This is a genomic window from Streptomyces sp. NPDC048462, assembly GCF_043200175.1.
In the GTDB taxonomy this organism is placed as follows: domain Bacteria; phylum Actinomycetota; class Actinomycetes; order Streptomycetales; family Streptomycetaceae; genus Streptomyces.
This window is the reverse complement of the sequence record NZ_JBICXG010000006.1, coordinates 17,569-40,810: the sequence shown is the minus strand read 5'-3', so window position 1 is coordinate 40,810 and position 23,242 is coordinate 17,569. Positions and strand designations below refer to the sequence as shown.

The window sequence follows — 23,242 nt, the reverse complement described above, 5'->3', positions numbered from 1 at the left end:
CCGGAGACTCATCCGTGTTCAGCAAGACCAGCGACACCGCCACCGGGGCGCCGCCCCGGGCCGCCGGGCACCCCGGGCCCGCGCGGCGCTGGTCCGTCGCGCTGCGGCGGACTCCCGTCTCCCTGTGGAACGACGACCTGTCGGACTGGGCGGCGGCCCTGACGTACTACGCCATCCTCGCGCTGCTCCCGGCGCTCCTGGTCACGGTGTCCGTCATCGGGCTGGCCAATCCCCGGGCCACCGACGCGCTGATCGCGGACATCACGGCCTTCGCACCTGCGGAGTCCGGCGCCGCGCTGCGCCAGCCCCTCGTGGCGGCCACGGAGCAGCGGACGGCGGTGTGGCTGCTGGTCGCGACGGGGACCCTCAGCGCGGTCTGGTCCGCCTCCAGCTATCTGGCGGTGTTCCGGCGGGCGCTGCACGCGATGCACGGGGTCCGGGACACCCGGCCCGCCCTGCGCAAGGCGCACATCATCGTGGCGGCGGCGATCGGGCTGCTGCTGCTCCTGATGGCCAGTGCGTTCGCCCTCGTGCTCTCCGGCCCGCTTGCCCGTTGGCTCGGGCACCGGATCGGCCTGGCGCATCTGGGGGACGCGGTGTGGGAGGTGCTGAAGTGGCCCGTGCTGCTCTGCCTCGTGGCCTGCCTGATCACGGTCCTCTTCCGGACCGGTCCCGCATCGGCACGCGGCTCGCGCCGCGCACTGCCGGGAGGAGTGCTGGCGGCGCTCCTGTGGCTGGTGGCCTCGGCCGGATTCGCGCTGTACGCGACGTACATCGGCTCCTACAGCCGGTTGTACGGGTCGCTGGCGGGGCTGGTGGTGTTCCTGATCTGGGTGTGGTTCACCAACCTGGCGCTGCTGACGGGCGCCCAGTTCAACGTGGAGCTGGGCCGCGTACGGCACGGAGGCACCGGACCCCGTACGGACGGCGACGACAACCGCGATGGCCATGAGGGTCACGAGGGGAGTGACGGTCACGACGGGAGTGGCCGGAGTGGCCGGAGTGACGAGACCGGGGACGCCTTCGGGGCGGACGCCGCGCCCGGTGGTTCCCCGACTGGTGGTTCCCCGCCCGGTGGTTCCCCGCCCAGTGGTGCTTAGGCCTCGTCCGCCTGCTCCTCGACCGGATCTCGGACAAATGGGTTGTCCTGATCCTGTGCGCGCTTGGCGGGGACACACCCGCACAGGCCGGGGCGTCGAACGCCCCGAAGCCCATGCGCTACTCCGAGCTCTCCCGACTGCTGGCCGGTGTCAGCCAGAAGATGCTGACCCAGACCCTGAGGGCGCTCGAACGCGACGGTCTGCTCATACGCACCGCGACCCCCACGGTCCCCGTCACGGTCACCTACGCCCTGACCGGGCTGGGCCTCTCGCTCCACCATCTGACCCGCGGGCTGAGGAGCTGGGCGCAGTCCCACATGGACGAAGTCCTCGCCAACCGTGAGGAGCACGACGCGAGGACTTCCTGACGCGGGTTTCCCGGCGTCGACTGCGACCCTGCCCCGTCCGGACACGGGAGCCACTCGGCCGCGGGAGGGCTCTCAGGAGCCAGTGCTGCCGTCGACGATCTCCCGGATGATGTCGAGGTGGCCGTTGTGCCGGGCGGTCTCCTCGATGAGGTGCAGGAGGATCCAGCGCAGATCGGGGTGGTGGCCGTCGCTGTGCGGACGCGTTGCCGGGGTGTCCAGGTCGTTGGCGGCGACGAGCTCCCGGTAGCGGGCGCACTGCTCCTCGTACTCCGCCAGCACGTCGGCGAGCGGCATGTCCACGGCGATGCGCATCTCGCGGTCGGGGTCCTCGTCGGTCCACGGGCCCTCGTCCTCCCCGCCCAGGAACACCACCTCGAACCAGTAGTACTCGACCCAGCGGAGGTGGTTGACCACGCCCGCGAGCGTCATCAGGGGCGAACCCGGCAGCGGCGCCTTGCGGGCATCCTCCTGCGCGAGACCCTCGCACTTGGCCAGTGCGGTCGTTCGGGTGTAGTCGAGGAAAGTGGTCAGCTGTGTGCGCTCGTCCCAGGCGGGAGGCGAATCGGTGCGTGTCATCGCGGTACAGCCTGATGGCTCGCCGGCGGCCCGTCCACCGTATATCGACCGTGGACCGGGCGGATCAGGGCCCGGGGCGCGGGTGCAGTGGTCCGAGGAAGGCCACGAGGTCGGAGTCCTCCGGGGGAACGAACGCCGCTCGCCAGCCGAGCCGGTGGTAGAGGCGCAGTGCGGGTTCGGCGCGCGCCGAGGTGGTCAGCCAGCAACGGCCGTCCACCGCGGGTGCGGTGACGGATTCCAGGAGCGCCGCCGCGAGACCGGCCCCGAGGGCTCGCGGACCGAGAGCGAGTTCGTCCACTTCGAGGGCGCCGACGAGCCACGCGGCTGTCCGCTCCGCCCCCAGCGCGGCGCTGATACGCGGGTAGCCACGGGTGGCGGGGTACGGGGCGGGCGTGGTCCAGGCCGTCGCGAACCCCACCACCGTGCCACCTTCGCCCTCGCCGTACGTATCGCCGTACGGCTCGGCACCGCCCTTCGCGCGATCGTCCCGGCTCAGGGCGAGCGCGGCCACGAATCCGGGGCGGCGGGCGTCCCCGGCCAGCCGCTCCGCGTAGCCGTCGGCCATGGCAGGGTCCTCGTGCCACGGGGGCTCTGCGAAGGCCTCCGCGTACACGCGCCGGATTCCGTCCGCGTACGCCATCACCTCGGCCCTGCTGACCGGCTGGACCCACATTGTCACCACGCGACTCCGGTCTCTGTTCTCTCCGCTACCGCCGGTCCGGCGCGAGCTGATGCCACCTCGGTGCCCTTGGACCCATGTGTGGGCCCCCGGACCCATGCACCCGGCGGCCGGGCTGACTAGGCTCGTGAGTGACCGACCGCGAGCCGTCCGCAACTGCCGCCGCCAGGTGGCCGATCGGGCGTGTTCCGGTGCGCAGGGATCTTCACGCTCTACCTGACCTGTAGGGCGGTCACTCGTCAACCGGCCTGTCCGGGTGGGCGGGTGGCCACACTTAAAATGGGGTGCGGTGTCATGAGTGACGGATTCTTCTACTCGTATCACGTGGGCTGGAGCCGCCCCGACGCGGAATCGCTGCTCGGGGACCTGGAGGCGGCCGGCGTAAGCCCCGCCCACCCGGCCACGCGGCGCATCACGCTCGTCAGCCCGGGAGCCGAACCACCGGGCACCCAGTCGTGGGTGACCAGGGACCAGCTGGTGCTCCTGGCCGGACTGCAGCGGCTGGACCAGGTCGACTTCCTGCTCTGGGTGAGCAGCGGAGCCGAGATCCCGACCCGGGTCCGGCGGACGGACGACGGCACGGTCGCGCTGCAGTTCGCCCTCGGCGCGCTCGGACCCGAGGAACGGGAAGCGGCCGTGCGCGCGATACGGGAGGCGATAGGCAGGGCCTCGGTGCTCTGTATCGGCTTCGTGCTCGACCGCGAGGGCGCGTCGGCGGCGACGGACTGGCGGGGATTCATCGTGAAGGGGTCGGTGTACTTCGACTGCTGGCCGGACACCCTGGCCGTGCGGTCCGAGGTCGCCTCCATGCAACCGCAGTTGTTCGGAGTGGGCTCCTTCGAGCAGGCGCCCTGGGTCGTCTACGGCAGTGAGGTGCCCAGCAGGTGAACGGGCGCGAGGCAGACGGGAATCCAGGAGGGGCCGTTCCGGTCGTACCGGTGCCGGGGGGCCGGGGAGCGGCGGCGAGCGAGCTGCTCACCGAGGACGAGACCCGGCTGCTGCGCCGGGCACTCCTCGAATGGGGCGGTCCGGCCCGGTGCGGCGACCGGCTCGCCGTCGGCATGGGGTTCGCGGATGCCCAGGACCTCGTCGACCGGGCCCATCTGCTGCGCGACGCGCTCGGCGCCGACCGCCCGCTCGCCCCGGCCGACTGGGCGCGCGTACTGCTGGCCACGGAGTTCGTCTTCGTCAGCGACCTCGCGGGCACCGGCGTGGAATGGCCGACGACCACCGGACTCGCGGACGAGCCGACCATCCGGATGCTGCGCTCGGTGCAGCGGAAGCTGGCCGGAACCGTCAGGCCCTTCTACGGAAGGAGCCCGGGTGACTGAGGCACCGCGAGGGCGCGGGGCCGAGGGTGTGCGACTGGTGACCGACCTGGTGGAGCGGGTCCCGGGGTTCCGGGATCCGTACGAGGCGCACGTCTTCAACGAGGACACGGTGCTGCCGCACGTCTTCTTCTGGGACGTCACGCGGGAGACCGTACGGTCCTACCTGGGCGCGGAAGCGGACGTGGACGGAGACCGAGATGCGGACGGGGACGGAGCTGTCGGCGCCCCGGACTGGCGCCGCACCCTGGGATTCCTGGAGGAGCAGTTCACTCGGGGGATCGCGGGGATCGACGAGGTCGTGGTGACCTCCTTCCTGGGGTACCTGCCCTTTCCCGGCAGCCCGGGGCACGGTCTCACCAAGGAGCTCGGCCCCGCCCTGGCGGCGGGATTCGCGCGGATCCGCCCCGCCGGGTGAGCCGGGCCCGCCGGACGAGGGGGCCCGGACCGGGGCGGCCACGGGTGAGAACCCCGGAACGGCGATAATCGGCCGTATGTCCGCAGAACCCTCCCCGCAGGCCACCCGCTCCCGGCCGCATCCGCATCCGCAGCCCTCCCGGGAGCACCGGCCGGTCCGGGCCCGCGCCTTTGCCGTGCTCGCCCCGGCGGCGCCGGCGCTCGGCGCCTACGCGGCCGTGCGGCTCGTCGGGCTCGTCGTCTTCTGGGCGGCCGCGTCCGTAGCGGGGAAGGACGCCTTCCACCTGCTCGCCGAGCGCTGGGACTCCGTCTGGTACCAGCGGGTCGCCGAACACGGATACGTGTACACCGTCACCCTTCCCGACGGCGGCATCCACTCCGACCTGGCCTTCTTCCCCTTGCTGCCCGCACTGGAGCGCGGCATCGCGGAGGTGACCCCGCCCGGCGTCGCGGGAGCCGGACTGCTGGTCGCGTGGGTGGCGGGTCTCCTCGCGGCCTGGGGGATCTTCGCCGTCGGCGCACGGCTCCACGGGCGCCGGACCGGGGTGGTGCTGGCCGCGCTGTGGGGGGCGTACCCGACGGCGTTCGTCCAGTCCATGGCGTACACCGAGACCCTGTTCACCGCGCTCGCCGCCTGGTCGCTGTACGCGGCGCTGACCCGGCGGTGGATCGTGGCCGGCGCGCTGTGCGTACTGGCCGGTCTCACCCGCCCGTCCGCCGCCGCGCTCATCGCCGCCCTCGCGATCACCGCGGCCGTCACGCTCGTACGCGAGTACCGGGCCGGTGCCACCGAGGGCATCGTCCGCCGCAACGGCCGGATGCTCGCCGGAGTGGCCCTCGCGCCGCTGGGCTGGCTCGGGTACGTGGTGTTCGTGGCCGTACGCGAAGGCAGCCCGTTCGCCTACTTCGACGTCCAGGCCCAGTGGGGCAACAGCATCGACGGCGGCGCCGCCCTCGCCGGGTTCATCCTCGGCCTTCCGCTGCCGGGGGCGCTCGGGCTGTGCGTGGCGCTGGCCGGTCTCGGCTGGCTGGTGTACCTGTGCGTGCGGCAGCGCCAGCCGCTCCCCTTAATCGTCTACGGCATCGCCGTCGTCGTCATCTCGCTGATCGGCTCCGGCTACTTCGGCTCCCGGCCCCGGCTGATGATGCCCGCCTTCCCGCTCCTCCTGCCACCCGCCGTCGCGCTGCTGCGGCTGCGCTCCGCCGCCCGTACGGCGACGGTCCTGGCGGCACTCGCCGCGGCCTCGGCGGCGTACGGGGCGTGGACGCTGCTCGGCTCCGGCCCGCCGTGAGCCGGGTGACCGGCACCTGATCAGTACTCCATACTCCCTGACATGTATTCCTTGACACGAATATGCGTCATGGAGAATACTTCTGTTCATGGACGCACTCCTCGCCGCACTGGCGGACCCGACGCGCTGGCGGCTCGTGAGCCTGCTGGCTGAACGGCCCCGCCCGGTCGGCGTTCTCGCCGAGCTCGCCGGGGCCCGTCAGCCACAGACGACCAAGCACCTGCAGACGCTCGAACGCGCCGGGGTCGTCACCTCCCGGCGCAGCGGCCAGCGCCGCGTCTACGCACTCCGGTCCGCCCCCCTGCGGAAGCTGGCGGCCGCGCTCGGCCGGCTCGCCGACGCCGCGACCCTGCCCGGCGGCCCCCAGGAAACCCACGATCACTACGCGGCGAAGGTCATCGCGGAGCGGGCCGCGGCGGCGGAGCGAGGGTGGGCCGACGGCCGGGGGTTCACGTTCCGCCGGTCGCTCGCACCCCGGCCCGAGCTGGTCTGGCCCCACCTCACCGAAGCCGCCCTGCTCTGCCGGTGGTGGGCGCCCGACGACCTGCGCATATCCGAGTTCGTCTTCGAGGCCCGAGAAGGCGGGCGGATCGTCCAGGAGTACCGCGACGCCGAGGACACCGACGGTTCCGACGAGGTCGTCGGGCGCGCGGAGGGGACCGTCGAGGACATACGTCCTGCCGAGCGCCTCGTCTACCGGCTCTCGCCGGTTCTCCCCGACGGCAGCCTCGCCTTCACCGCCCACGTCGACCTGGGGCTGCGGCCCGCCGGCACCGGGACCGACCTCGACGTGCACTGGCGGATCGCCGAAAGCTCCGTCGACTCCGCCGACTTCATAGCGGGCATCGAGATCGGCTTCGGCCAGAGCCTCGACAAGCTGGCGGCGAACCTCGCGGCGGAAACGCGGCCCGACACCAAGGGCACAGAGCACCCAGAGCGCCCAGAGCACGCAGAGCGCGCAGAGCGCGCCGGCAGCACCGACAGCACCGACACGAGGAGCGCGAAATGACTGACTCGACCGGCCGCAGGGTGACTGCGAACCTGAGCCTCTCCCTCGACGGGCGTTACCACGGTCCTGGCGGGCCGAGCGATTTCGGGACGTTCGTGCCCTACGTGACCTCCGAGGTCGCCCGGGGCCAGCTCACCCGCACCTGGGAGAACGCGACGACGGCACTGCTCGGCCGAATCAGTGCCGAGGGATTCCTGGGGTTCTGGCCGTCGGTCGCCGAGGACGAGAACGCCGACCCGCGTGATCGCGGATACGCGAAATGGCTGGTGGACACGGAGAAGGTGGTCCTCTCGACCACGCTGACCGAAGCGCCGTGGGAACGCACCCGCGTGGTGAACGCCCCGGCGGCAGACGTCGTCGCCGAACTCAAGGCCACCGGCGAGGGCGACATCCTCGTCAACAGCTGCCCGAGCGTCATCAAGCAGCTGCTTGCGGCAGATCTGGTCGACCGCCTGTACCTCCTGATCCTGCCTGAGATCACGGGCGGCGGGGAGCGGTTGTTCGACGACGGCCTGCCGGCTTCGAAGTGGAAGCTCAGCCACCAGGAGACCGGTGAGCTGGGGGAGATGGCCGTGGTCTACGACCGGGTTCGCTGAACCGGGCGGTCGGCGCCCGCCGATGAGGCGGCGGGCGCCGGCGCCATCACCTGCCCGGCACGCTCAGGTGATGGCCGCTACTGGACATCAGCCGCAGTGAACCGCTCCTGAACGGGGCGGCCGGGCCGTGCGTGATCCGTACCGGCCCGAGGACCGTGAGCCGGGCCCCGCCGGTCAGGCCGAGGCCGAGGTACGGTCCGTTCGGTGCGCCGGACACCTCCAGTACCTGCGCGGACCTCAGCCCGTGCAGGGCGCAGGGGGCCGCGCCGCTCCCGACGGACGGCGTGCTCAGGGCTTCCCCGGAAGGTGATCGGAGACGCTGCCCGCGCCGTGACCGGGGGAGCCGTCGCCCTGCGCGATCGCCACCCGCACACCCGGCCGCAGGCCCCAACCGGCCATCGCGCCGGCCTCCGTCTCGATCACGTGCCGGGCGCGGAGGCGGGGGAGCCCGAGCCGTCCCGGTTTCATCGTGCGGACCGCCACCACCTGCAACTTCCGGTCCAGATAAGCCACATCGATCGTGAACCGCATACGGAAGGAGTGCACACTCCCGCACGGCGTGATCAGCAGCGCCCCGTCGATGCCGTCCTGCCCGAGCAGCCCACGGCTCCGGTGCCGGTACGAGGCCGCGATCCGCAGCGGTATCTCCGTCTCCCGCTCCCCCTCCGAGTTCGTGAACGTGAGCGTTCCACTGCCGTTGCGCCATCGGGCCATGTTCACGACGGTAGCCCCAACTGCCTCCGGTCGGGCCGGAACAGAGTCCTGTGGACACCGGGAGAGCCCTTAGGCTCGGTGAGGTGTACGCCACGCTGATAGCGGTCGCCGCCCTCTGGGGCGCCTCGGCCGGACTGCTGGTCCCGCGCGCCGCCTACCGGTTCTCCGTCGAACCCGAGGACGCGTGGCGCGACGCCTGCCCGGCCGGCCACGCCCTCACCGGCCCGGCCCGCGGCTGGCTCGGCTCCACCCTCTGCACGGCCTGCGCAACGGCGGAGGCGGCAGTCACCGGACAGACGGACCCCGGCCCGCACGCAGCCACCCACCCCCACCCAGACACTTCCTCCCGCCCGACGCCGCCGGGCCGGGGCGGACCGCGATACGCGCCCGCCCTCCTCCTGCCCGTCGTCTCCGCCCTCGGCTGCGCCGCGGTCGCCGCGACCACCGGGATCCGCCCCGAGCTCGCCGTGTGGCTGCTGCTCGTCCCCGTCGCCGTGCTCCTCGCGGCCGTCGACCACCGCGTCCACCGGCTGCCCGACAGCCTGACGCTGCCTGCCGCCGGGGCGGCCGCCGTCCTCCTGGGCATCGCCGCCCTGCTGCCGGAACACGGCGGCTCCTGGCTGTCCGCGCTGCTCGGCGGTGCCGGCCTCGGCGCCTTCTACCTCCTGCTCTTCCTCGTCAACCCGAACGGAATGGGCTTCGGAGACGTCAAGCTCGCGCTCTCGCTGGGCGTCGTGCTCGGGTGGTACGGCTGGGCCGTCGTGTTCGCCGGCGGCTTCGCCGGGTTCCTGTTCGGCGCGGTGTACGGACTGGCGCTGATGATCACCCGCCGCGCCGGGCGCCGGACGGGCATCCCGTTCGGCCCGTTCATGATCGCCGGGGCGCTGCTCGGAATCCTCCTCGGCGGACTGGCCGCCTGAGGGCCGCCGGGCCGCCGCTATTACGGTCGCGTGCGGCGGGGTCCGGCTGAGACGATCTCCGTATGCCCGGAACACCCGAAGACACCAGCGCGGCCCAGGCCGCACAGTCGGCACAGGAGATGGCCCGGCGCGCCCGGTTCGACGCCCTGGTCACCGAGGCGGACACCGTCTCCGTCGCGGGCTGGGACTTCTCCTGGCTCGACGGCCGCGCCACCGAGCAGCGGCCCTCCTGGGGCTACGCCCGTGCCATGGGGGAGCGGCTGGGCCGGGCGAGCGCCGCGCTCGACATCCAGACCGGCGGCGGTGAGGTGCTCGCCGCCGCGCCGAAGCTGCCGCCGCTGACCGTCGCCACCGAGTCCTGGCCGCCGAACGTCGCCCGCGCCACCGCCCTGCTGCACCCGCTCGGTGCGGCCGTCGTGGCGGACGAGGACGAGCCGCCGCTGCCGTTCGGCGACGCGGCGTTCGACCTCGTCGTCAGCCGGCATCCGGTGACCACCTGGTGGGACGAGATCGCCCGGGTCCTGACACCCGGCGGCACGTACTTCTCCCAACAGGTCGGCCCCGCGAGCGTCTTCGAACTCGTCGAGTACTTCCTCGGCCCGCAGCCGCCGGAGGTACGGGGCAGCCGCGACCCGGAACAGGCCCGCGCCGCCGCCGAGGCGGCCGGTCTCGAAGTCGTCGACCTGCGGCTCGAGCGGCTGCGCACCGAGTTCTTCGACATCGGCGCCGTCGTCTACTTCCTGCGCAAGGTGATCTGGATGGTGCCGGGCTTCACCGTCGAGCGGTACCGGCCGCAACTCACCGCACTGCACCGGCTGATCGAGAACGAGGGGCCGTTCGTCGCCCACACCACCCGCTTTCTGATCGAGGCCCGCAAACCCGGGCGGCCGGTCTCACCCGCGTAGCCCCTTCCCGAGCCCGAAGGATGGCACTCTGGTCGCTGAGCGCACGGGGAAGGAGCCACGCCATGAGGGTCGGCAGCGACGAGGAAGCCACGAGCGGCCCTCGGCAGGGGAACGCCGAATGGCTCAGAGGCGCCCGGATCGTCGGCGTTCTCGGCGTGTTCTACCGGCCCGAGGGCCGGATGGGGGAGCCCGAGGCCGTCGAATTCCTGCTGTCCGACAGCCAGTCGGTGCTTCTGACCTGCGCCTCGGACGGCACCCTGCACGTCGGCTCCGGCACCTGGCCGCACCTCCCCGACTGGTGTGTACCGGCTGCCCAGTGGGAGTTCGCCACGATGGCGAATCTGCCGCAGCCGCCCGACGGCGGCTGGACGGTGCTGAGCACCGAGGAGCGCCGGGACGACCGGGGCGAGGTCCACGAGGCCGTCATCCGCTGCGAGGGCGGCCGCTTCGTGGTCATCGGCGGGGACACCGTGGGAATCAGGTTCACCCGGGGCCACCGGGGCGCGGCGTCCACGACCTGACGGCGGGCTGCGGCCGGTGCCGCGAACCGGGGCGGCCGGCCGCCCGCAGCCGGAATGTGCACGTCCTGTGCATGTCTCGTGGGCGGTTCGGGCGTCAAGGCGACGCCACCGGACGTCCGTGCAGGTCGAAGGGGGCCGGAGGCCCGTATTCCGTGCTCACAACGGAGCCCCGCACATTCGGAGAGTAATTATTTGGCGGCGATGCACGCAGCAGCACTTACGAAGGGTTATGGTGGAAACCCCCCCTCGGGCCGGTCCGTAACCCCCCCCACGGACCGGCCCGTTTTTTTGTGCCCCGGCGCAAACGGGGGCGCGGTGCCCGCTGACGCGACGCGGGACCGCCTCCCCGGGGGCCCGCCGGGCCCCGCAGGCCTCTCGGATCCGTCAGGCCCGTCCGGCCCAGATGTTGGTCCCGGCGGTGTCCACCGCGAAGGTGTCGATCTCCTTCAGCTCCGCCGCGGTCAGGGCCGGACCGGCCAGCGCCGCGACGTTCTCCTCCAGCTGCCGCACGCTCGACGCGCCGATCAGGGCCGACGTCATACGGCTGTCGCGCAGCACCCAGTTGAGGGCCAGCTGGGCCAGCGACTGGCCGCGCCCGTGCGCGATGTCGTTCAGCCCGTTGAGCCGGCGCACCACCTCGTCCGAGAGCAGGTCCGGGTTGAGGGACTTGCCCTGGGTGGCGCGCGAACCCTCCGGGATGCCCTTCAGGTACTTGTTGGTCAGCAGCCCCTGGGCGAGCGGCACGAAGGAGATGCAGCCCATGCCGGCCGCCTCCAGCGTGTCCAGCAGACCGTCCTCCTCGGTCCAGCGGTTGATCATCGAGTAGGACGGCTGGTGGATCAGGGCCGGTACGCCCATCTCCTTGAGCAGCCGCGCCGCCTCGGCGGTCTGCTCGGAGTTGTACGAGGACACCCCTACGTACAGCGCCTTGCCCTGCTGCACGGCGGAGGCCAGGGCCCCCATCGTCTCCTCCAGCGGGGTGTCCGGGTCGAAGCGGTGCGAGTAGAAGATGTCGACGTGGTCGAGGCCCATCCGCTTCAGCGAGGCGTCGAGCGAGGACAGCAGGTACTTGCGCGAACCCCACTCGCCGTAGGGGCCGGGGTGCATGTCGTACCCGGCCTTGGTGGAGATCACCAGCTCGTCGCGGTACGGGGCGAAGTCCTGCCGGAAGAGCTTCCCGAAGTTGAGCTCGGCGGAGCCGGGCGGCGGGCCGTAGTTGTTGGCCAGGTCGAAGTGGGTCACCCCGAGGTCGAAGGCGCGGCGCAGGATGGCGCGCTGCGAGTCGAGCGCGCGGTCGTCGCCGAAGTTGTGCCAGAGGCCGAGCGAGACGGCCGGGAGCTTGAGGCCGCTGCGGCCGGTGCGCCGGTACTCCATGGAGTCGTAGCGCGTGCCGGCGGCCAGGTAATAGGAAGAGGATTCAGTCACGTTTCCCTCTTTATCACGGACTTGTGACAGGCCGGGTTGGGCCGGTGCGGCGCCTGCGCAGTAATGTGGCCGCTTCGGGACTGCCACGGCACGGCGGGGCGATCGGCCCTTTACCGGTGCGACGATCCCCAGGGGGACAGCCCCGGGCGAGGCGGCGGGCGGGCCCGCACGGAACCGAGAGGTGGACTCAGTGAACTTGCGCGACCTGGTGTACGGGCTCTACGCCCGCCGGGTGGAGGCCCGCCTCGATCACGCCCAGGTGCCCAAGCACATCGGGGTCATCCTCGACGGGAACCGGCGCTGGGCGAAGGCCTCCGGCGGCACGGCCGCGGAGGGCCACCAGGCGGGTGCGGACAAGATCAAGGAGCTCCTCGGCTGGTGCAGTGAGACCGACGTCGAGGTCGTCACCCTCTGGATGCTGTCCACGGACAACTTCGACCGGCCCGAGTCGGAGCTGATCCCGCTCCTCGGCATCATCGAGAACACCGTGCGCGACCTCGTCGCCGACGGCCGCTGGCGGGTCCACCACGTCGGCACGCTCGACCTGCTGCCCGCGCACACCCAGACGGTCCTCAAGGAGGCCGAGCAGGCCACGGTCGGGGTCGACGGAATACTGGTCAACGTCGCCGTCGGCTACGGGGGCCGCCAGGAGATCGCGGACGCGGTGCGCTCGCTGCTGCTCGACCACTCCGCCAAGGGCACCTCCTTCGAGGACCTGGCCGAGATCGTCTCCACCGACCTGATCTCCGAGCACCTCTACACCCGCGGCCAGCCCGATCCGGACCTGGTGATCCGGACCAGCGGCGAACAGCGTCTGTCGGGCTTCATGCTCTGGCAGAGCGCCCATTCGGAGTACTACTTCTGTGAGGTCTTCTGGCCCGCTTTTCGCCGGGTCGACTTCCTGCGGGCCCTGCGCGACTACGCGGCCCGACACCGCCGCTACGGGGGCTGACACCGCATTCCGCCCAGCTCGCCGCCCAGCTCGCCGCCCCCTTCCGTACCGGTGACGTCCACGAGGACGGACGGGCTTGAGCGGCTCGGGCTGCATGGCTTCGCGTGTTCGAGGGCATACCCCTGTCAGGTCGACGTCCGGTCAGGAACCAGGCGGATGTCGTCACCAAGTGAGCGGCATGGAGTCCGCTCGCCCGGGAGGCCCTTTGCACACGAAGGACCGTACATACAGTGCGGCTGACGTCGAGGGCCGGCGCTCGGCCCGCGCAAGGTGGCCGAAGCCCGGTCCGTCCTCTCCCTTTGGGATGCTCCGCGACGCCGTCGCACCCCAACCTCGTCCGAGGGGGTACGTCCTTCCGTGGTGACCAGCACAAAGCGCCGCATGCCCGACAGGCGCACCTATGTTCTCGACACCAGCGTCCTGCTGGCCGATCCGAACGCCATGTCCCGGTTCGACGAGCACGAAGTAGTGCTCCCGATCGTCGTGGTCACGGAACTGGAGGCCAAACGGCACCATCCGGAGCTCGGGTACTTCGCCCGGCAGGCCCTGCGCCTGCTGGACGACTTCCGGGTCCGGTACGGCCGGCTGGATGCCCCGATCCCCCTCGGGGATCTGGGCGGGACGCTGCGCGTCGAACTCAACCATTCCGATCCCGGCGTACTTCCCGCCGGCTACCGGTTGGGGGACAACGACTCACGGATTCTCGCGGTAGCGCGCAATCTGCAGGCCGAGGGGTACGACGTCACGGTCGTCTCCAAGGACCTGCCGCTCCGTATCAAGGCGTCGTCGGTCGGTCTCCTCGCCGAGGAGTACCGCGCCGAGCTCGCCATCACCGACGCCGGCTGGACGGGGATGGGCGAGCTGTCCCTCTCCGCCGAGCAGGTGGACCTCCTCTTCTCCGAGGAGACGCTGTACGTCCCCGAGGCCGCCGATCTGCCGGTGCACACCGGGCTGGTCCTCCAGTCCGAGCGCGGCAAGGCGCTCGGCCGGGTGACGCCGGAGGGCAACGTCCGGCTCGTCCGGGGCGACCGGGAGGCCTTCGGCATCCACGGCCGCAGCGCCGAGCAGCGCATCGCACTGGATCTGCTGCTCGACCAGGACGTCGGCATCGTCTCGCTGGGCGGCCGGGCCGGCACCGGCAAGTCCGCACTGGCGCTCTGCGCCGGTCTGGAGGCCGTGCTGGAGCGGGGGCAGCACAAGAAGGTGATGGTCTTCCGTCCGCTGTACGCGGTCGGCGGGCAGGACCTCGGCTACCTGCCCGGTTCCGAGGCCGAGAAGATGGGCCCCTGGGCGCAGGCGGTCTTCGACACGCTCTCGGCGGTCGCCGGGCGCGAGGTCATCGAGGAGGTCCTGGGGCGCGGGATGCTGGAGGTGCTGCCGCTCACCCACATCCGCGGCCGGTCCCTCCACGACGCCTTCGTGATCGTCGACGAGGCCCAGTCCCTCGAACGGAACGTCCTGCTGACCGTGTTGTCCCGGATCGGGGCGAATTCGCGGGTGGTGCTCACGCATGACGTGGCCCAGCGGGACAACCTCCGGGTCGGCCGGTACGACGGAGTGGTCGCCGTGGTGGAGAAACTGAAGGGCCATCCGCTCTTCGCCCACACCACGCTCACCCGGTCCGAGCGTTCGCCCATCGCCGCACTGGTGACCGAAATGCTGGAGGAAGGCCAGATCTGACACGGGATAGGACAGTTGGTGCCGCCCGGCGAGCGAAGGAGCTTAGCCGGGCGGCACTGCGTTGCGGTGGCATTTCCGTAATTCACGTGCTCCAAACGGGGTGTGAGCTTTCACACGCAACAGAGAATTGCTTCGTGGTGTCCCGTTCCGGCAGAGTCTTGCTTCCGTCAGGCCCCGCATACGGCACACCCGCACCACCAGAGGTGCAACGCACCAGACAACTCAACAATCGCCGTCCGTATGCCGCCCGCGAGTACCACGCGGCGCTTCCTCCGGGGAGTCGCCCACCGGGCCCGTGCCTCCCGTGACCCAAGCAGTAGGGAGGCCAGTGTCAGGGGCACGATTGCGCCCGCGAGGTCACCTAAGCGGGCGATGCTGGAAGGACACCGTGTGAGCCGGATCTCGGTCCGGGGGTTCGCCGTGGCATCTGCCACAGCGGTAACCACCGTAGGCGCCGTCGTGGGAGTTGCAGCGGGCAGTACGCCTGCTGTCGACGACAACAACTTCGAGGCCACCGCAGCCGACACCACGCTGCTCGCAGACATCCCCGCGGGCCAGCAGGCCCAGGTGCAGACCGCTTCCCTGACGCAGCAGGCCGACGCCCAGGCGTCCGCGGCCGACGCGACGGCGAAGAAGTCCGCGGAGGAATCGGCCCGCATCCAGGCCGCCAAGGACGCCAAGTCGAAGAAGCAGGCGGCCGAGGACCGGCTGGTGCAGGAGCGGAAGGCCGAGCAGGACAAGAAGGACGCTGCCGAACGCGCCAGCCGTTCCGAGGTCCGCAGTGCCTCCGCCTTCGCCACCCAGGGCTCGTACTCCGTTGCCGAGGTCCAGGCGATGGCTCGTCAGATGGTTCCTGGCGACCAGTTCCAGTGCTTCAGCAACATCGTGAACCACGAGTCGACCTGGAACTACCGGGCGAGCAACCCGTCTTCCGGCGCCTACGGCCTTGTCCAGGCGCTGCCCGGCTCGAAGATGTCGTCAGCCGGTGCCGACTGGCAGACCAACCCGGCCACCCAGATCAAGTGGGGCCTCAACTACATGGACAGCCGCTACGGCAGCCCGTGCGGCGCCTGGTCCTTCTGGCAGGCCAACAGCTGGTACTAGAACCTCCCGAGGTTCAGTTCAGTTCTCAACCACGCGAAGCCCCTCCCCGTCCTACGGTGAGGGGCTTCGCGCATGTACGGTCGTGCGGGACCGTTCCCGGGGGGAGCGGTGGGGAGAGTGGACGGGGGTAGAGGAAACGTTATGTCGAAACTGCCGGGATGGCTGGGACAGCTGGGGGCCGAACTCACCAAGATCGGTGAGCGCCTGGAGGAACGTCGCGTCGAGGCCGATGACGAGGACGAGAAGGCGGCGCGCGAGGGTTCGTCCGCGACGGCCGGCGCACTGCCGGGGAGCGGGGCCGAGAAGGGCGCCGCCGACCATGTGCCGCCGCCGCCCGACTACGCCCCCGCGGTCGCCGCGCGCCCCGATCCGGTCGCGGCGATCCCCTGGGGGATGCGGGTCGCCGCGGAGGCCGGCTGGCGGCTGCTCGTGCTCGCGGGCACCCTGTGGGTGCTCATGCGGGTCATCAGCGCTGTGCAACTCGTGGTGCTGGCCTTCGTCGCGGCGCTGCTCGTCACCGCGATGCTCCAGCCGACGGTCGCCCGGCTGAGGCGGTACGGGCTGCCGCACGGGCTGGCGACCGCCGTCACGGCCGTCCTGGGCTTCATCATCATGGGCCTGGTCGGCTGGTTCGTGGTGTGGCAGGTGATGGACAACCTCGACACCCTGTCCGACAAGATTCAGGACGGTATCGCGGACCTCAAGAACTGGCTGCTGGACAGCCCGTTCCACGTCACCGACAAGCAGATCAACGACGTCGCGAAGAACCTCAGCGACACCGTCGGCACCAACACCGAGGCGATCACCTCGGCCGGACTCCAGGGCGTCACCGTGATGGTGGAGCTCCTCACCGGGATGCTGCTGGCGATGTTCTCCACGCTCTTCCTGCTGTACGACGGCAAGCGCATCTGGCACTGGGTGCTCAAGCTCGTGCCCGCGCAGGCGCGGCCGGGTGTCGCCGGAGCGGGTCCGCGCGCCTGGCGCACGCTGACCGCCTACGTACGGGGCACCGTCATCGTCGCGCTGATCGACGCGATCTTCATCGGCCTCGGGATCTACTTCCTCAATGTGCCGATGGCCGTACCGCTGGCCGTCTTCATCTTCCTCTTCGCCTTCATCCCGCTCGTCGGCGCGGTGGTCTCCGGGGCACTGGCCGTGGTGGTCGCGCTCGTCACCGAGGGCGTGTTCACGGCGCTGATGGTGCTGGTGGTGGTCCTGGCGGTGCAGCAGATCGAGGGCCACATCCTGCAGCCGTTCATCCTGGGCCGCGCGGTGCGCGTGCACCCGCTGGCCGTGGTCCTCTCGGTCGCCGCGGGCGGCATGATCGCGGGCATCGGGGGTGCGGTCGTCGCGGTGCCGCTGGTGGCGGTGACCAATACGGTGGTCGGCTATCTGCGGGCGTACGGCCAGGAGGAGTCCCGGCGCCACTCGCCGCCGCCGCACGGCTCGACGGCCCTGGACACGGCGCCGACCCCGGCGCCCGGATCGCCGCCGGAGCCGGTCGACGACGGCAGCGACGAGGAGCAGCCGGTGGCGGACGCGCCGAAGGAACCCTGAGCGGGCGGGAGTCCGTACGGGCGGACACGTAGGAAGTTGTACGAAGGGCCCGGTCCGGACACGTACGAAGGGCCCGGGCCCGGACACGTAAGAAGGGCCCCGGGGACGGTCGGTCGTCCTCGGGGCCCTTCTCGTACGTGGGTACCGCTGGTGTTACTCCGCGAGGACCGCTTCGGCCTCGAGCGTCACGCCGACCGCCTGGATCACCGAGGCGATCTTGACGGCTTCCTGAATGGTCTCACGGTCGACGCCGGCCTTGCGCAGCACCTGCTCGTGGGAGTCCAGGCACTGGCCGCAGCCGTTGATCGCCGAGACGGCGAGCGACCACAGCTCGAAGTCGACCTTCTCCACGCCCGGATTGCCGATCACGTTCATCCGCAGGCCCGCACGGAGCGTCCCGTACTCCGGGTCCGACAGCAGGTGCCGGGTCCGGTAGAAGACGTTGTTCATCGCCATGACGGCGGCAGCCGACTTCGCGGCGGTGTACGCCTCCGCGGAGAGGTTGCCCTTCGCCTCCGGCTCCAGCTCGCGCAGCACCTTCGGCGAGCGCGAGGCGATCGCGCAGGCGAGGACGGTGCCCCAGAGCTGCTGCTTCGGCAGGTCGCTGTTCCCGATGACCGAACCGAGGTTCAGCTTCAGGTCCTTGGCGAAGTCCGGAACGGCGGCCTTCAGTTCGTCGAGTGCCATGTCGGTATCAGCTCACTCGCCCGAGAGGAGCGCGACCGGGTCGAGGGTGTTCTCGCCCTTGGTCCAGTTGCAGGGGCACAGCTCGTCGGTCTGCAGGGCGTCGAGGACCCGCAGGACCTCCTTGGGGTTACGGCCCACGGAACCGGCGGTCACCATCGTGAACTGGATCTCGTTGTTCTGGTCGACGATGAAGACGGCGCGCTGCGCGAAGCCGTCCTCGCCCTCGATGCCGAGGTCCCGCATGAGCTCGTGCTTGGAGTCGGCCAGCATCGGGAAGGGCAGGTCGGTCAGGTCCGGGTGGTCCTTGCGCCAGGCGTGGTGCACGAACTCGGAGTCACCGGAGAAGCCGAGAACCTGCGCGTCGCGGTCGGCGAACTCCTCGTTCAGCTTGCCGAACGCGGCGATCTCGGTGGGGCAGACGAACGTGAAGTCCTTCGGCCACGCGAAGACGATCTTCCACTGACCCTCGTAGGTCTTGTGGTTGATCTGCTCGAACTCCTTGCCGCTCTCCAGCGAAACACAAGCGGTCAGGTCGAACTCGGGGAACTTGTCACCGACAGTGAGCACGCGCTCTCCTTGCAGCATAGGAAGACCCTTTTTGGGGGTGTTCCTGAGGGTTGGACGGCCCTCACCATGGCACAGAGTGCATTGATCACGGAAATAGCTACACTCGGTCGTGATGATCGGAGGTGCCTATCAGTGGCGCAGATGAACCAGGGCAACCGGCCCAAACAGCCCAGCCTCTCGCAGCTTCGCGCCTTCACGGCGGTGGCGGAACATCTGCACTTCCGGGACGCCGCGGCAGCAATCGGGATGAGTCAGCCGGCGCTCTCGGGGGCCGTGTCCGCGCTGGAGGAGGCACTGGGTGTCCAGCTCATCGAGCGTACGACGCGCAAGGTACTGCTCTCGCCCGCCGGGGAGCGGCTCGCGGTGCGGGCCCGCGTCGTGCTGGAGGCCGTCGGTGAGCTGATGGAGGAGGCCGAGGCCGTGCGCGCGCCCTTCACCGGGGTGCTCAGGCTCGGCGTGATTCCGACCGTCGCCCCGTACCTGCTGCCGACCGTGCTGCGGCTGGTCCACGACCGCTACCCCGACCTCGACCTCCAGGTGCACGAGGAGCAGACGTCCTCGCTGCTGGAGGGGCTCGCGGCGGGGCGGCTCGACCTGCTGCTGCTCGCGGTGCCGCTCGGGGTGCCCGGAGTGAGCGAGCTCCCGCTCTTCGAGGAGGACTTCGTCCTGGTGATGGAGCGCAGCCACTGGCTCGGCGGACGGGCCGACGTCCCGCGCGAGGCGCTCAGGGAGCTGCCGCTGCTGCTGCTCGACGAGGGGCACTGCCTGCGCGACCAGGCGCTCGACATCTGCCGGGAGGCGGGCCGCACCGAGGGCGCCCCCGTCACCACGACCGCCGCCGGGCTCTCCACCCTGGTGCAGCTCGTGGCCGGCGGGCTCGGGGTGACGCTGCTGCCGCGCACCGCGGTGACGGTCGAGACCGCCCGCAACGAGGCCCTCACCACCGGGTACTTCGCGGACCCGGCGCCCGCCCGGCGGGTGGCGCTCGGCATGCGGACCGGGGCGGCCAGGCACGAGGAGTTCGAGGAGTTCGCGGCGGCGCTGCGCGGGGCGATGGCGGCGCTGCCGGTGCGCGTGGCGACGGCCGGCCGGACCTGATCGCGGGTCTGGCCGGCCGTCGGGGGAGCTACTCGCTGCGCAGCCCGTCGGGGCGCATCATGCGCCACAGCGGCGGCATCGAGAGCAGGGTCACCACGAGGATGAGCGCCCCGCCCGCTCCCGTCATCGGCAGGAACAGCCACCAGTCGGAGACCTGCTTGTCGATCTGCCAGGTCAGCGTGGCGCCGAGCGCGAGGCCGCCGGCCACCGCGATCAGCAGCCCGATGACCACCGGGATCGCGGTCTGCCACAGCACCGACCAGCCGAGGGTGACCCGGCGGGTGCCGAAGGCCACCAGCACCGACAGCAGCCGCTTGCGCTCACGCAGCTGCTCCAGCTGGGAGACCAGCATGGACGCCGCGATCAGCATCAGGACGGCGGTCGCGCCCACCTGGAGGCCGGTCTGGACGCTCTCGTAACGCCGGTCGCGCTCGACCGAGTTCAGCGTGACCAGGCGCATGCCCGGGTCGATCCGGGCCGCCGTGTTGCGCACGTACTCGGCGACCTCGGGGACGCTCTTGTCGATCCGGATCTGCGAGACGGTGGTCGCGCCCGGCAGGGTGCCCGCGTCGATGGCTCCCGGGGTGGCCATGATGCCCCAGTGGTCCTCGCCGAACGGGTCGGTGCGGCTCCTGACGGTCCGGGAGTCGGCGGGCAGCGTCCAGTGCAGCGGCTTGCTCCGGCCGTAGGAGTCGAATTCGAGCACCTTGCCCTTGCGGGCGGTCTCGTCGACCCAGCCGGCCATCTCCTTGTCGGCCGGGTGGACGACGAAGGTGTCGCCGTCCCGGCAGGAGCCGATCCGGGCGAGCTCGCGCAGGGTCGCGCAGTCGCCGATGCTGAACGAGGTGGTGGGCTGGATCTCGTCGTCCTTGTACGTCCCCGGCTTGGTGGCGTACGCCTCGACCGTGCCGATGACCTTCTTCACGCCCTTGGTGGCGCGGAACTCCTTGATGGTGCGCAGGGCCGCATCACCGGTGACGTGCTCGGACGAGGCGTAGAACTGGGCCCGGCTCGGGTCCTGCCCGGTCACCCTGTTGAAGTCGTCGTTCATCGCGGCGAACAGCATCTGCAGGGCCACCGCACCCGCCACCGCGACGGTGACGCCGCTGACGGCGCGGGACGCGGCCCCGCTGCTCAGCTGGAGCCTGCGGGTGGCCAGTTGCCAGGGCACCGGTCCGCCACGCAGCCGCTTCACGCCGGCCTCGACCAGCCACGGCAGGAGCAGGGCGAGCCCCACCAGGACCAGCACGGCGCCGACGGCGACCGCGTAGGTGTTGACACCGTCGTACAGGTCGACCTTGCCGGTGAACCCGAACACCGCGAGTCCCGCGGCCGGCAGCAGCAGCCGCCACCACAGGCGGCGCCTGCGGCCCCGGCTGTGACGGACGACCCCGAGCGGTTCGATGACCACGGAGCGCATGGCGGTCAGGGTGACAAGCACCGCGGTGAGCGGCACCGCGAGGGCGATCAGCAGGATCAGCCAGGGGCCGGGAGCCAGGTCGGAGGGGAACGCGCTGACGTCCCACACCTCGACGGACCCGACGAACCGGCGCCCCACCAGGAAGAGCGCGGTTCCGACGGCCAGACCGCACACGGCGCCGAAGAGGGCCTCGCCCGCCGCGATCCGGTGTGTCATCCGGATGTCGGCGCCGACCAGGCGCAGTGCGGCCAGCCGCCGGTCGCGGCGGTCACCGCCGAAGCGCACGGCGGTGGCGATGAAGATCCCCACCGGCACCAGCAGCACCACGCAGACCATCGCGATCAGCAGGACGAGCAGCGGCTGCAGCGGTTTGCCCGGCCCCGGATCGCCGTATCCGGCCAGCCGGTGGCCGCCCGCGGCGGTGGTGAGGGTGTCGCTGCCGGCGTAGAACCGCAGCTCCCCGGGGGAGACCAGACCGGCGTCGCCGATCGTGCCGGTCACCCGGTACGGGAGGCGCTCCTTGAGCAGCGCGTTCTCCGGGGCGTCGAGGAGGTCCGCGAGAGCGGGGGAGACCGCCATCTCGCCTGGGGCGGGGAGTTCACCGATGCCCGGCGGGACGACCGGACTGCTGCCGTCCGCGCGCATGAGGAAGCCGTCGATGGACCGGGTGTGGTACTCGGTCCCGGCGTTGACCACCACGATCGTGCTGTCCGACTTCGGCGCCGAGGCGTCGGGGGACTCCGAGATCTTGGTCTCGCTGCGGGCCTGGTCCCGGGCGGAACGCTGGTCGAGCAGGTGCGGTACGGAGGAGGCGACGAGCAGGAGCGCCACGCCGAGGCCGACGCCGACCGCGGTGAGCAGGGTGCGGGTCCAGCCCTCGCGACCGCCGGCGACGGCGAAGCGGATGCCGAACCCGAGGTCGCGCAGCAGTGCGGGGGTGCGGGAGAGGGGCGGCCCGGACCGCTCCGCCGGGGCGGCCGGGGTCTCCTTCCGGTCGAGCAGTGTCATACGGCGTGCTCCATGTCGCGGGCCCGGCCGTCGCGGACGGTGACGTCGCGGTCGGAGTAGGCGGCGACGCGGGCCTCGTGGGTCACCAGGACCACGGCGACACCGGCGGACCTGGCCGCCTCCGTGAGCAGCTGCATGACGCGTTCGCCGTTGAGGGAGTCCAGGGCGCCGGTCGGCTCGTCCGCGAAGATCACCTTCGGGGAGGCGGCCAGCGCTCGGGCCACGGCGACGCGCTGCCCCTGGCCGCCGGACACCTCGCCGGGACGCTTGGCGCCGAGGTCGTCGACCTCCAGGCGCTCCATCCACTCCAGGGCGGTGCGCTCGGCGGCCTTGCGCCGGACGCCGCTCAGCCGCAGCGGCAGGGCCACGTTCTCCACGCAGGTCAGTTCGGGGACGAGCTGGCCGAACTGGAACACGAAGCCGAACTCGCTGCGGCGCAGGGCGCTGCGCTCCGCGTCGGACATCGCGGACAGCTCCCGGCCGGCGTAGGTGATGGTGCCGGAGTCGGGCGTGATGATTCCGGCGAGGCAGTGCAGCAGGGTGGACTTGCCGGAGCCGGAGGGGCCCATCACGGCGACGACCTCGCCGGGGTGGACGGAGAAGGAGGCGCCGTCGAGCGCCGGGGTCGATCCGTAGGTCTTGTGCAGGTCGTGCGCGCTGAGCAGGGAGCCGGCGGGGGTCACGGGGCCACCACCTCGGCGAGCTTGTCGAGGCGTGCGGCGGTCAGTTCCAGCCAGCGCAGGTCCGCTTCGAGGTGGAACAGGGCGTGGTCGCAGATCAGCTGGTCGGCGAGGTCGCCGCGGCGCTTGCGGTCGGTGAGGATGCGCATCAGGCGAAGGTGCTCGGAGCGCTGGGCGTCCAGCACGTCGGCGGCGCTGCGGCCGGTGAGCATGGCCAGCACGACCTTGGTGTACAGGGTCGACTGGAGGTAGGGCTCCGGCTTCTCGGGCTGCGCCAGCCAGGTGGCGACATCGGTGATGCCGGCGTCGGTGATGGCGTAGCGCTTGCGCTCCGGGCCGCCGCCGGTCTCCACTCCGTCGACCTCGACGAGGCCGTTCTTGAGGAGCCGGGACATGGTCGAGTAGACCTGTCCGTAGTGCAGCGGGCGGTCGTGACCGAACTTCTCGTCGAACGTCCGCTTCAGGTCGTAACCGTGGCGGGGGCCGGACTCAAGGAGCCCGAGCAGGGTGTGGCCGATAGACATGCGCCGCACTGTACACGGTGTGTATACCTGGCATGTATACCGGCTGTTCCATCGCCGCCGGAGCCCGTGCGGGACACGGGTCCGGGCTGGTGAGGCTGGGGCCGACGGCCGCGGG

At 71.3% G+C, this 23,242-nt stretch carries 26 protein-coding genes; 16 read left to right on the top strand and 10 right to left on the bottom strand.

What is annotated here, in order from left to right; genetic code table 11:
• Positions 1 to 14 precede the first annotated feature (14 nt).
• The gene (locus ACGFU6_RS12980) at positions 15 to 1,100 is read left to right on the top strand and encodes a YihY/virulence factor BrkB family protein (protein WP_393610371.1); all 1,086 of its coding nucleotides are present in this window, start codon (positions 15 to 17) and stop codon (positions 1,098 to 1,100) included.
• 11 nt (positions 1,101 to 1,111) lie between these two features.
• Positions 1,112 to 1,468, top strand: coding sequence for a winged helix-turn-helix transcriptional regulator (locus tag ACGFU6_RS12975; protein WP_393610792.1), 357 nt, complete (start codon positions 1,112 to 1,114; stop codon positions 1,466 to 1,468).
• 72 nt (positions 1,469 to 1,540) lie between these two features.
• Here ACGFU6_RS12975 and ACGFU6_RS12970 read toward each other — a convergent pair whose 3' ends face one another.
• Together ACGFU6_RS12970 and ACGFU6_RS12965 are read right to left on the bottom strand one after the other, a co-directional pair.
• Positions 1,541 to 2,044: a DinB family protein gene (locus ACGFU6_RS12970; RefSeq protein WP_393610369.1), complete on the bottom strand. Its 504-nt coding sequence runs from the start codon at positions 2,042 to 2,044 to the stop codon at positions 1,541 to 1,543.
• 64 nt (positions 2,045 to 2,108) lie between these two features.
• Complete coding sequence (locus ACGFU6_RS12965; RefSeq protein WP_393610791.1) at positions 2,109 to 2,717, bottom strand: GNAT family N-acetyltransferase; 609 nt, start codon at positions 2,715 to 2,717, stop codon at positions 2,109 to 2,111.
• Between the two features lie 300 nt (positions 2,718 to 3,017).
• Between ACGFU6_RS12965 and ACGFU6_RS12960 the strand changes: the two genes are divergently transcribed.
• From ACGFU6_RS12960 to ACGFU6_RS12935, 6 genes are all read left to right on the top strand, one after another.
• Positions 3,018 to 3,611, top strand: a complete 594-nt coding sequence (locus tag ACGFU6_RS12960) for a hypothetical protein (protein ID WP_123523854.1) — start codon at positions 3,018 to 3,020, stop codon at positions 3,609 to 3,611.
• 50 nt (positions 3,612 to 3,661) lie between these two features.
• The gene (locus tag ACGFU6_RS12955) at positions 3,662 to 4,054 is read left to right on the top strand and encodes a hypothetical protein (RefSeq protein ID WP_393610368.1); all 393 of its coding nucleotides are present in this window, start codon (positions 3,662 to 3,664) and stop codon (positions 4,052 to 4,054) included.
• Positions 4,047 to 4,469 carry a hypothetical protein gene (locus ACGFU6_RS12950; RefSeq protein WP_393610366.1) on the top strand — a complete coding sequence of 141 codons (423 nt, stop codon included), beginning with the start codon at positions 4,047 to 4,049 and terminating at the stop codon, positions 4,467 to 4,469. Before ACGFU6_RS12955 ends, ACGFU6_RS12950 begins: the two co-directional genes overlap by 8 nt.
• A gap of 76 nt (positions 4,470 to 4,545) precedes the next feature.
• Positions 4,546 to 5,760 carry a hypothetical protein gene (locus ACGFU6_RS12945; RefSeq protein ID WP_393610364.1) on the top strand — a complete coding sequence of 405 codons (1,215 nt, stop codon included), beginning with the start codon at positions 4,546 to 4,548 and terminating at the stop codon, positions 5,758 to 5,760.
• An 88-nt stretch (positions 5,761 to 5,848) separates the two neighbouring features.
• Positions 5,849 to 6,769, top strand: a complete 921-nt coding sequence (locus ACGFU6_RS12940; protein ID WP_393610362.1) for a metalloregulator ArsR/SmtB family transcription factor — start codon at positions 5,849 to 5,851, stop codon at positions 6,767 to 6,769.
• Positions 6,766 to 7,365: a dihydrofolate reductase family protein gene (locus ACGFU6_RS12935; RefSeq protein WP_393610361.1), complete on the top strand. Its 600-nt coding sequence runs from the start codon at positions 6,766 to 6,768 to the stop codon at positions 7,363 to 7,365. The genes ACGFU6_RS12940 and ACGFU6_RS12935 overlap by 4 nt, the downstream gene beginning before the upstream one ends.
• Positions 7,366 to 7,411: 46 nt before the next feature.
• Here ACGFU6_RS12935 and ACGFU6_RS12930 read toward each other — a convergent pair whose 3' ends face one another.
• The gene (locus ACGFU6_RS12930; protein ID WP_393610360.1) at positions 7,412 to 7,582 is read right to left on the bottom strand and encodes a hypothetical protein; all 171 of its coding nucleotides are present in this window, start codon (positions 7,580 to 7,582) and stop codon (positions 7,412 to 7,414) included.
• Positions 7,583 to 7,653: 71 nt separating this feature from the next.
• Positions 7,654 to 8,079 carry a DUF192 domain-containing protein gene (locus ACGFU6_RS12925; protein ID WP_393610359.1) on the bottom strand — a complete coding sequence of 142 codons (426 nt, stop codon included), beginning with the start codon at positions 8,077 to 8,079 and terminating at the stop codon, positions 7,654 to 7,656.
• A gap of 83 nt (positions 8,080 to 8,162) precedes the next feature.
• Here ACGFU6_RS12925 and ACGFU6_RS12920 point away from each other — a divergent pair, with 83 nt between their 5' ends.
• The 3 genes from ACGFU6_RS12920 to ACGFU6_RS12910 all read left to right on the top strand — a co-directional run bounded on the left by ACGFU6_RS12920 (position 8,163) and on the right by ACGFU6_RS12910 (position 10,425).
• Complete coding sequence (locus tag ACGFU6_RS12920) at positions 8,163 to 8,999, top strand: prepilin peptidase (RefSeq protein ID WP_393610358.1); 837 nt, start codon at positions 8,163 to 8,165, stop codon at positions 8,997 to 8,999.
• Positions 9,000 to 9,061: 62 nt separating this feature from the next.
• Entirely contained in the window at positions 9,062 to 9,904 is an 843-nt protein-coding gene (locus ACGFU6_RS12915) for a class I SAM-dependent methyltransferase (RefSeq protein ID WP_393610357.1), read from the top strand.
• A gap of 62 nt (positions 9,905 to 9,966) precedes the next feature.
• Positions 9,967 to 10,425: a hypothetical protein gene (locus ACGFU6_RS12910; RefSeq protein WP_123523849.1), complete on the top strand. Its 459-nt coding sequence runs from the start codon at positions 9,967 to 9,969 to the stop codon at positions 10,423 to 10,425.
• Between the two features lie 384 nt (positions 10,426 to 10,809).
• On the opposite strand, the gene mgrA is transcribed toward ACGFU6_RS12910, so the two are convergent.
• Positions 10,810 to 11,850, bottom strand: a complete 1,041-nt coding sequence (gene mgrA, locus ACGFU6_RS12905; RefSeq protein WP_393610355.1) for an L-glyceraldehyde 3-phosphate reductase — start codon at positions 11,848 to 11,850, stop codon at positions 10,810 to 10,812.
• A gap of 190 nt (positions 11,851 to 12,040) precedes the next feature.
• On the opposite strand from mgrA, the gene ACGFU6_RS12900 reads away from it, so the two are divergent.
• The 4 genes from ACGFU6_RS12900 (at position 12,041) to ACGFU6_RS12885 (ending at position 17,143) form a co-directional block, all read left to right on the top strand.
• Entirely contained in the window at positions 12,041 to 12,802 is a 762-nt protein-coding gene (locus tag ACGFU6_RS12900; protein WP_389687628.1) for an isoprenyl transferase, read from the top strand.
• A 357-nt stretch (positions 12,803 to 13,159) separates the two neighbouring features.
• Positions 13,160 to 14,482, top strand: a complete 1,323-nt coding sequence (locus tag ACGFU6_RS12895) for a PhoH family protein (protein WP_024492152.1) — start codon at positions 13,160 to 13,162, stop codon at positions 14,480 to 14,482.
• Between the two features lie 390 nt (positions 14,483 to 14,872).
• Positions 14,873 to 15,586, top strand: a complete 714-nt coding sequence (locus ACGFU6_RS12890; RefSeq protein ID WP_393610353.1) for a transglycosylase SLT domain-containing protein — start codon at positions 14,873 to 14,875, stop codon at positions 15,584 to 15,586.
• Between the two features lie 141 nt (positions 15,587 to 15,727).
• Positions 15,728 to 17,143, top strand: a complete 1,416-nt coding sequence (locus tag ACGFU6_RS12885) for an AI-2E family transporter (RefSeq protein WP_393610351.1) — start codon at positions 15,728 to 15,730, stop codon at positions 17,141 to 17,143.
• A 153-nt stretch (positions 17,144 to 17,296) separates the two neighbouring features.
• On the opposite strand, the gene ACGFU6_RS12880 is transcribed toward ACGFU6_RS12885, so the two are convergent.
• Positions 17,297 to 17,830 (bottom strand): alkyl hydroperoxide reductase, encoded by a 534-nt coding sequence (locus ACGFU6_RS12880; RefSeq protein WP_393610349.1) that lies wholly within the window; start codon positions 17,828 to 17,830, stop codon positions 17,297 to 17,299.
• A gap of 12 nt (positions 17,831 to 17,842) precedes the next feature.
• Positions 17,843 to 18,397: a peroxiredoxin gene (locus ACGFU6_RS12875; RefSeq protein ID WP_103759525.1), complete on the bottom strand. Its 555-nt coding sequence runs from the start codon at positions 18,395 to 18,397 to the stop codon at positions 17,843 to 17,845.
• 132 nt (positions 18,398 to 18,529) lie between these two features.
• Between ACGFU6_RS12875 and ACGFU6_RS12870 the strand changes: the two genes are divergently transcribed.
• Positions 18,530 to 19,495 (top strand): hydrogen peroxide-inducible genes activator, encoded by a 966-nt coding sequence (locus tag ACGFU6_RS12870; protein WP_393610347.1) that lies wholly within the window; start codon positions 18,530 to 18,532, stop codon positions 19,493 to 19,495.
• Between the two features lie 28 nt (positions 19,496 to 19,523).
• Here the strand turns inward: ACGFU6_RS12870 and ACGFU6_RS12865 are convergent, their stop codons facing one another.
• Genes ACGFU6_RS12865 through ACGFU6_RS12855 form a run of 3 tightly spaced genes read right to left on the bottom strand, consistent with a single transcriptional unit; the run spans position 19,524 to position 23,127 of the window.
• Positions 19,524 to 21,923, bottom strand: a complete 2,400-nt coding sequence (locus tag ACGFU6_RS12865) for an ABC transporter permease (RefSeq protein WP_393610346.1) — start codon at positions 21,921 to 21,923, stop codon at positions 19,524 to 19,526.
• Positions 21,920 to 22,606 (bottom strand): ABC transporter ATP-binding protein, encoded by a 687-nt coding sequence (locus ACGFU6_RS12860; protein WP_393610344.1) that lies wholly within the window; start codon positions 22,604 to 22,606, stop codon positions 21,920 to 21,922. The genes ACGFU6_RS12865 and ACGFU6_RS12860 overlap by 4 nt, the downstream gene beginning before the upstream one ends.
• Positions 22,603 to 23,127 (bottom strand): PadR family transcriptional regulator, encoded by a 525-nt coding sequence (locus ACGFU6_RS12855; protein WP_123523842.1) that lies wholly within the window; start codon positions 23,125 to 23,127, stop codon positions 22,603 to 22,605. Before ACGFU6_RS12855 ends, ACGFU6_RS12860 begins: the two co-directional genes overlap by 4 nt.
• Positions 23,128 to 23,242: the final 115 nt, after the last annotated feature.